The sequence below is a fragment of the Promicromonospora sp. NPDC060204 genome (assembly GCF_042728455.1).
GTDB lineage: Bacteria > Actinomycetota > Actinomycetes > Actinomycetales > Cellulomonadaceae > Promicromonospora.
The window spans coordinates 1-6774 of record NZ_JBHWZO010000308.1; the positions used below are offsets into that span (position 1 = coordinate 1).

The 6774-nt window shown below is 69.7% G+C and carries 9 protein-coding genes and 3 tRNA genes; 7 read left to right on the forward strand and 5 right to left on the reverse strand.

What is annotated here, in order from left to right:
* Window positions 1–31: 31 nt before the first annotated feature.
* Window positions 32–376: a metallopeptidase family protein gene (locus ACFWEJ_RS25645; RefSeq protein ID WP_377232010.1), complete on the reverse strand. Its 345-nt coding sequence runs from the start codon at window positions 374–376 to the stop codon at window positions 32–34.
* A 99-nt stretch (window positions 377–475) separates the two neighbouring features.
* Between ACFWEJ_RS25645 and ACFWEJ_RS25650 the strand changes: the two genes are divergently transcribed.
* The 6 genes from ACFWEJ_RS25650 to ACFWEJ_RS25675 all read left to right on the forward strand — a co-directional run bounded on the left by ACFWEJ_RS25650 (window position 476) and on the right by ACFWEJ_RS25675 (window position 2507).
* Window positions 476–548 (forward strand) — tRNA-Glu (locus ACFWEJ_RS25650).
* A 144-nt stretch (window positions 549–692) separates the two neighbouring features.
* Window positions 693–766 (forward strand) — tRNA-Asp (locus ACFWEJ_RS25655).
* A 51-nt stretch (window positions 767–817) separates the two neighbouring features.
* Window positions 818–890 (forward strand) — tRNA-Phe (locus ACFWEJ_RS25660).
* A 119-nt stretch (window positions 891–1009) separates the two neighbouring features.
* A complete protein-coding gene (locus ACFWEJ_RS25665; protein ID WP_377232003.1) occupies window positions 1010–1474 on the forward strand; it encodes a hypothetical protein in 465 nt (154 codons plus the stop codon).
* Window positions 1475–1713: 239 nt separating this feature from the next.
* Window positions 1714–2166: a phage holin family protein gene (locus ACFWEJ_RS25670; protein WP_377232004.1), complete on the forward strand. Its 453-nt coding sequence runs from the start codon at window positions 1714–1716 to the stop codon at window positions 2164–2166.
* Window positions 2163–2507 (forward strand): DUF3618 domain-containing protein, encoded by a 345-nt coding sequence (locus tag ACFWEJ_RS25675; protein WP_377232005.1) that lies wholly within the window; start codon window positions 2163–2165, stop codon window positions 2505–2507. Before ACFWEJ_RS25670 ends, ACFWEJ_RS25675 begins: the two co-directional genes overlap by 4 nt.
* 64 nt (window positions 2508–2571) lie before the next feature.
* Here the strand turns inward: ACFWEJ_RS25675 and ACFWEJ_RS25680 are convergent, their stop codons facing one another.
* Window positions 2572–2781 carry a BldC family transcriptional regulator gene (locus ACFWEJ_RS25680; protein ID WP_026365760.1) on the reverse strand — a complete coding sequence of 70 codons (210 nt, stop codon included), beginning with the start codon at window positions 2779–2781 and terminating at the stop codon, window positions 2572–2574.
* Window positions 2782–3374: 593 nt separating this feature from the next.
* Between ACFWEJ_RS25680 and ACFWEJ_RS25685 the strand changes: the two genes are divergently transcribed.
* The gene (locus ACFWEJ_RS25685) at window positions 3375–3587 is read left to right on the forward strand and encodes a DUF3073 domain-containing protein (protein WP_377232006.1); all 213 of its coding nucleotides are present in this window, start codon (window positions 3375–3377) and stop codon (window positions 3585–3587) included.
* 60 nt (window positions 3588–3647) lie between these two features.
* Here ACFWEJ_RS25685 and purM read toward each other — a convergent pair whose 3' ends face one another.
* Genes purM through ACFWEJ_RS25700 form a run of 3 tightly spaced genes read right to left on the reverse strand, consistent with a single transcriptional unit; the run spans window position 3648 to window position 6695 of the window.
* The gene (purM, locus tag ACFWEJ_RS25690) at window positions 3648–4754 is read right to left on the reverse strand and encodes a phosphoribosylformylglycinamidine cyclo-ligase (RefSeq protein WP_377232007.1); all 1107 of its coding nucleotides are present in this window, start codon (window positions 4752–4754) and stop codon (window positions 3648–3650) included.
* A 35-nt stretch (window positions 4755–4789) separates the two neighbouring features.
* The gene (purF, locus tag ACFWEJ_RS25695; RefSeq protein ID WP_377232008.1) at window positions 4790–6337 is read right to left on the reverse strand and encodes an amidophosphoribosyltransferase; all 1548 of its coding nucleotides are present in this window, start codon (window positions 6335–6337) and stop codon (window positions 4790–4792) included.
* A gap of 58 nt (window positions 6338–6395) precedes the next feature.
* Window positions 6396–6695, reverse strand: a complete 300-nt coding sequence (locus ACFWEJ_RS25700) for a hypothetical protein (protein ID WP_377232009.1) — start codon at window positions 6693–6695, stop codon at window positions 6396–6398.
* Between the last annotated feature and the right edge of the window lie 79 nt (window positions 6696–6774).

Here is a 6774-nt window from a genome sequence, read left to right on the forward strand (position 1 = left end):
GCCTCGCTTCGCGACCCGGGGCTCTGTCGGCTCAGTCCCAGCCGAGCTCGTGCAGGCGGTCGTCGTCGATGCCGAAGTGGTGAGCGATCTCGTGGACCACGGTCACGGCCACCTCCTCGACGACGTCCTCGCGCGTGTCGCAGATCGCGAGGGTCGGGTTCCGGAAGATGGTGATGCGGTCCGGCAGCGCCCCCGCGGCCCACATGTGGTCGCGCTCCGTGAGCGGCACACCCTCGTACAGGCCCAGGAGCTCGGGGTCGTCCGCGGGCGCGTCGTCCTCGACGAGCACCACCACGTTGTCCATCTGCGCCGCGAGATCGGGCGGCACGAGGTCCAGCCCCTCGCTGACGGCCGTCTCGAAGTCCTCCCGCGTCATCTCCACCACGCACCCATCATCCCCGACGCGCGACACGTCCCGGACGCGACCCCGACGTGCGGCGGAGCAGCCGACCGCCTGTAGACTTGCCCGGTCTTGGCCCCCATCGTCTAGCGGCCTAGGACCCCGCCCTTTCACGGCGGTAGCACGGGTTCGAATCCCGTTGGGGGTACGGAACGGCTCGCAAGAGCCGGGTTTCGTCTGCTGTGAGGCAGGTCATCCACCTGGTGCCCGGATCTGATTTCAGGTTCTGGCCCGCGGTGGGTTAGGGTACTCACGGCTCGAAACAAGCCCCCCGATCGCGGGTAGCGATCATGGCCCTGTAGCGCAGTTGGTTAGCGCGCCGCCCTGTCACGGCGGAGGTCGCGGGTTCAAGTCCCGTCAGGGTCGCGCGAGAGGCGCCCGGGTTGTCGGTCTCGACTATCCGGGCGTTCGCGCTAGGGCTCTGTAGCTCAGTTGGTAGAGCGTTCGACTGAAAATCGAAAGGTCACCGGATCGACGCCGGTCGGAGCCACAGCGAAAAACCCCCGGAACCTTTGAGGTCCGGGGGTTCTTCTTTTGCCCCGAGCACTCTGGTCGGGACGGAACCGTGCGCGGCAGGTTGGCCCGGAAGGCCCTGGTAGTTTCCCGCCCATGGCTTCCCACGCACTCACCATTCCCGGCACCACCGGACAGATCGCGCTCGTTCCCGACATCTGGTGGGGGCGCAGCTACCTGACCGTCGACGGCAGCAAGGCACCGAGCGCCGGCAAGCGGGCCTTCACCCTGCAGGGCACGGACGGCCACCCCGTTGTCGCGACGCTCGGACGCACCGCCCTGTTCGCGTCGGTGCCGCCCGTCGAGGTGAACGGCGAGACGTATCTCGCGGTCGAACCCGCTCCTGTCGTCGTCCGCGTGATCGGCATGCTGCCGATCTTGCTCGTCGCGTTCGGTGGGCTCCTGGGTGCACTGGTCGCGGTGCTCGCGGTCATCGTCAACTTCAGGATCGCGGGGAGCAGCCTCTCGACGGGTGCGAAGAGCGGCATCATGATCGCCGTGGCGGCCGCCGCCTACGCGATCTGGCTGGTGACCGCGGGCATCTTCGCGGCGGCTCTCTGATCGCCCCGGGGCGATCTCGACGCCCTGCGTGGTGATTCCCACGTCCCTTAAGCCGACGCCGGCGAACAGTGCGCAGCGGCCGGTCTGAGGCAATTCCTTCCAGCAATTGCGCATTGGCGAGTGATCCCCTTCATGCCTTTTACTGGAAGCCACGCCGCGCCAGGAATTGCCCCATGAGCTCTTGGCCTGTTGAGTTGTCTTCAGCGGCGCAGGCCGAATCCGGCGGCACGGGAGGGCAGATGATCGACGACGTGAAGATCGACGGCCAGGCACGAACGGCAGGAAGCGGCCCGGAGAGCACGCCAGGACCCGGGCGGCCGCTCTCCCTGGGCAAGCTGGTCGAGCAGGTCTCAGAGCAGGCCTCACGCCTCGTCCGTGCCGAGATCGAGCTGGCCAAGGCGGAGCTCGCCGAGAAGGCCAAGAAGTCCGGCATCGGCATCGGACTGCTCGTCGTGGCGCTCCTGATCCTCGCGTACGCCGCCGGCGTGCTGCTCCTGGCGGCCGTGTACGGGCTGGGCACGGTGTGGCCGCTCTGGCTGTCGGCACTCGCCATCGGCGGCTTCATGGTGCTCGTCGTGATCATCCTGGCGCTCGTGGGCGCCCAGCTCCTGAAGAAGGCCACGAACCCGCCCGAGAGCGTCCAGCGCGTCAAGGACGACATCACGTCGATCAAGGAGGGGATGCAGCGATGAGCACTCCGACACCGCCGCCCACGCCCAGCAGCCGCGAGCTCGAGGCCGAGGTGCTCCGCACCCGCGCCGACCTCGCCGCGTCCATCGACGAGCTCACCACCCGCCTCAGCCCGGGGTACCAGGCGTCACGCATCGCCCACGAGGCCAAGCAGGCCGCGAGCGACGCCGGCGCCATGGCCGCCGGAGCCTTCGGGAACAAGAACGGCGGGCACAAGAACGGCCCGGCGCAAGATCCGCGCCGGGCCCGCAACGCCAAGGTTGTGATCGGTGCCGCGATCGGGCTCGTGGCCATCGGCACCGCTGTGGTCGTGACCGCTGTGCTCAGGCGCGCGCGGGGCTGAGCTGGGGGGCAGCACCCGGCGCGCCTTCGTCCTACCTGCCGACCAATCCGTCAACGACGCCCGACTAGTTGTCGGTGTCGCCCGAGCTGTCCGCTGCCGCACCGAGCAGCGCCCGAACCTCGGACTCCTTGTAGCGGCGGTGACCGCCAAGTGTCCGGATCGACGAGAGCTTTCCCGCTTTTGCCCAACGCGTTACTGTCTTGGGGTCAACACGGAACAAGCTCGCTACCTCGGCAGGCGTGAGCAGGACCTCGGATTCTCCGTGGATGGACATCCCCGCACCTCCTCCGGAACGGTGCCGGCCTGGCCGTACCAGGCGGTTGACGACACCCGCTCTTGCACCATTGTTAGCAGCAAACGGGATTTAGGCGACTTGGGGACGGGGTTTATTCCCTCACTTTCTCCGCCACTCGCCACGCGCGCCCGTTTCGGGCGAGTCTCGGACACGTGCGACACGCCGACGCCGACATTTCGCCGCTCCTCCGGGAGGCACGCGGGCCGACCCGAGGGCAGGTTCGAACGGGGCCCGGACGCCCGCCAGGACTCGGCAAAGTGCCGGACCGGAGCCTCGGGGCACCCGGGTGGCATCGCCCGGAAGCCGTGGGTCCGGAGCCGCACCCGGAGCGCCGTCTACCTCAGAAATGCCATGTATCGGTCAAGGAGCGGTCGGGGGACCAGTCGGAACAAGTCGGCAAGGGGGTCGGAACGACTCCAATGTCACATCGGCGGATGGGACGAATCACGTCCACGGACTGGAAGAAACGCCGTACCAGCATGTAACGTTGGAACCTGGACAGACGAAACGCTACGGGGCCGCACGTCCATGCACGGTGCCGCCCCGCTCCTACGTTGAGGGGGGTCGGAGCCATGGGCCGCGGCCGTCAGAAGGCTAAGCAGACCAAGGTTGCTCGCGAGCTGAAGTACTACAGCCCGGACACCAATTATCACGCCCTCGAGCAGGAGCTCAGCGGAGACTCCCGCACGGATGTTGCGACACAGTCGCGGTGGGATTCCTCGGAGGACGAGGAGTACGACAACAGGTACTCCGACTGGGCAGACCAGGACGGCAACACGCGCTGAGGGTGCCGGCGCGTTTGCGCCGGCCCCCAGGCCTGGTCCTCGGACCGGTCTGCCACCGCCTCAGCGGTAGTCGTTCACCAGCCTGACCGCGCCGCCGGACACACCCTTCGTTCCTGCGACCAGGTCTTCCTGTGCCGTCGAGGCGTCCAGGGTCTCCACGCTGCCCAGCGTCCATGCCGGCACGCCCAGCGCGGACAGCCGCGCCAGTGCCGCGTCAGCGCCGTCGGCGCCCACCACGGCCACCATGCCGACACCCAGGTTCAGCGTGTTCTCGAGGTCGCGCCGCGGCACGCCGCCGAGGCTGCGCACCATCTGGAACACGGCGGGCACGTCCCAGGACGCGCGGTCGACCGTCGCCACGAGCCCGGCGGGCAGCACGCGCGCCAGGTTGGCCGCCAGCCCGCCGCCCGTCACGTGCGTGAAGGCGTGGACCTGCGCCGCCTCGTCGGCGGCCAGCGCCAGGCAGTCCGAGGCGTAGACGCGGGTGGGCTCCAGGAGCTCCTCGCCCAGGGCGCGCCCCAGGTCGTCCACGTGCCGGTCCAGCGCCCAGCCCGCGTGCTTGATCACGGCGCGCACCAGGGAGTACCCGTTGGAGTGCAGGCCGCTGGAGGCGAGGGCGATGAGCACGTCACCGGGCTGCACCCGGTCCGGGCCCAGCACCTTGTCGGCCTCCACGATGCCCGTGGCGGCGCCGGCGACGTCGTACTCGTCCGGGTCCAGGAGGCCCGGGTGCTCGGCCGTCTCGCCGCCCACCAGGGCCGTGTCGGCCACCTCGCACGCCTGCGCGATGCCGCGCACGATGTCCGCGATGCGCTCCGGCACGACCTTGCCCGTGGCGATGTAGTCGGTCATGAAGAGCGGCTTGGCCCCCATTACGACGATGTCGTCCACGACCATGCCCACCAGGTCGAACCCGATGGTGTCGTGCTTGTCCATGGCCTGCGCGATCGCGACCTTGGTGCCGACGCCGTCCGTGGACGTCGCCAGCAGCGGTGCGCGATAGCTCTTGAAGGCCGACAGGTCGTACAGGCCGGCGAAGCCACCCACCCCGCCGAGCACGGCCGGGCCCTGCGTGCGCCGCACGGCGTCCTTCATGAGCTCGACGGCCTTGTCGCCCGCCTCGGTGTCCACGCCTGCGGCGGCGTACGTCAGGCCTTCGGAAGTCACGGGTGCTCCTGCGTCGTTCGGGTGGTGTACGTGGGTCACGGGTGGTCGAGCGCGGTCGAGCCGCCGGTGCTCACGGTGAGCTGCTTGAGCCCGTCCTCGGGCTGGCCGAGCGGCAGCTCCGCCTGCTCCAGGAGGTGCTTGCCGAGCTGGTCGTCCGGGGGCAGCTCGATCGGGTACTTGCCCGTGAAGCAGGCGGCGCAGAGCTGCGAGCTCGGCTGCTCGGTCGCGGCGATCATGCCCTCGGTGGTGATGTAGCCGAGGCTGTCGGCGCCGAGCGACTGGCCGATCTCCTCGACCGCCAGGCCGTTCGCGATGAGCTCGGCGCGCGACGCGAAGTCGATGCCGTAGAAGCAGGGCCACTTGACCGGCGGCGACGAGATGCGCACGTGCACCTCGGCCGCGCCCGCCTCCCGCAGCATGCGGATCAGGGCGCGCTGGGTGTTGCCGCGCACGATCGAGTCGTCCACGACCACCAGGCGCTTGCCCTTGATGACCTCGCGCAGCGGGTTGAGCTTCAGGCGGATGCCGAGCTGCCGCAGCGTGTCGGACGGCTGGATGAACGTGCGGCCGACGTAGGCGTTCTTGGTGAGGCCCTGCCCGAACGGGATGCCGGACTCGGCGGCGTACCCGACGGCCGCCGGCGTGCCGGACTCCGGCGTCGGGATCACGAGGTCGGCCTCAACGGGGTGCTCGCGTGCCAGGGTGCGGCCCATCTGGACGCGCGCGGCGTGCACCGAGCGGCCGTTGATCGTGTTGTCCGGCCGGGCCAGGTACACGTACTCGAAGACGCAGGCCGCCCGCTCGGCCTGGGCGAAGCGCACGGAGCGCATACCGTCGGCGTCGATGCAGATGAGCTCGCCGGGTTCGACGTCGCGCACGTAGGACGCGCCCACGATGTCGAGGGCCGGCGTCTCGCTGGCGACCACCCAGCCGCGGTCGAGGCGGCCGAGCACCAGGGGGCGCACACCCTGCGGGTCACGCGCCGCGTACAGGGTGTTCTCGTCCATGAAGACCAGGGAGAACGCACCGCGGAGCCGCGGCAGCACCTCGAGGGCCGTGGCCTCCAGCGTGTGGTCGGCGTCGCCCGCGAAGAGCGCGGTGATCAGCGCTGTGTCCGTGGTGTTGCCGCGGGCGAGCTCGCCGCGGCGCTGCGCGCCGTAGCGCTCGGCCACGAGGTTGACGAGCTCGGCCGAGTTGGTCAGGTTGCCGTTGTGGCCCAGGGCCACCGTGCCCGACGCCGTGGCGCCCAGCGTCGGCTGGGCGTTCTCCCAGGTCACGCCACCGGTGGTGGAGTACCGGCAGTGCCCGACGGCGATGTGGCCGGTCAGTGCGTTCAGGGCTGTCTCGTCGAAGACCTGGGAGACGAGTCCCATGTCCTTGTAGACGAGGATCTGCTCACCGTTGCTGGTGGCGATGCCCGCGGACTCCTGTCCGCGGTGCTGGAGGGCGTACAGACCGAAGTACGCGAGCTTGGCGACCTCCTCACCGGGTGCCCAGACCCCGAAGACGCCACATGCGTCCTGGGGGCCCTTCTCGCCGGGCATGAGGTCGTGGTTGAGTCGGCCATCTCCGCGCAGAGGCATGTTCCGAGTATCCCATGCGGCCGGATGTCCGTGACCGGCCTCGCATGTGACCTCCGCGTCAGCGGCCGCGCAGGCTCCGGCGGTCCGCGATCACCGCGAACAGGCCGGCCAGCAGGGTGGTCACCATCGTGACGAAGGCGGTCAGCACCGTGACGTAGACGCCGGGCTTCATCAGCCCGGCGGCCTGGGGCGAGCTGACCAGGTAGAACGACAGGAGCAGGCCGAGCACGACGCCGACCAGCGCGCCGGTCAGGAAGAAGGCCTTGTACCGCGGGGCGCGGCGCACGGTCGCCGGGTCGACGACGTCGCGCACCTCCACGTCGTCGGCGGAGTCGCTGGCTGCCTGGGTCTCACTCACGCCACCCAGGGTACGCGTCCCGGCCCCACCGGCCGAAAGCCGTGGTCACAGGGGAGACGACAACCGGCCGGGTGTGCCG

Bases quoted from the DNA above. Each gene is read 5' to 3' on its own strand.
- ACFWEJ_RS25645 (WP_377232010.1), bottom strand. From the start codon at position 376: ATGACGCGGGAGGACTTCGAGACGGCCGTCAGCGAGGGGCTGGACCTC.
- ACFWEJ_RS25665 (WP_377232003.1), top strand. From the start codon at position 1,010: ATGGCTTCCCACGCACTCACCATTCCCGGCACCACCGGACAGATCGCG.
- ACFWEJ_RS25670 (WP_377232004.1), top strand. From the start codon at position 1,714: ATGATCGACGACGTGAAGATCGACGGCCAGGCACGAACGGCAGGAAGC.
- ACFWEJ_RS25675 (WP_377232005.1), top strand. From the start codon at position 2,163: ATGAGCACTCCGACACCGCCGCCCACGCCCAGCAGCCGCGAGCTCGAG.
- ACFWEJ_RS25680 (WP_026365760.1), bottom strand. From the start codon at position 2,781: ATGTCCATCCACGGAGAATCCGAGGTCCTGCTCACGCCTGCCGAGGTA.
- ACFWEJ_RS25685 (WP_377232006.1), top strand. From the start codon at position 3,375: ATGGGCCGCGGCCGTCAGAAGGCTAAGCAGACCAAGGTTGCTCGCGAG.
- purF (WP_377232008.1), bottom strand. From the start codon at position 6,337: ATGCCTCTGCGCGGAGATGGCCGACTCAACCACGACCTCATGCCCGGC.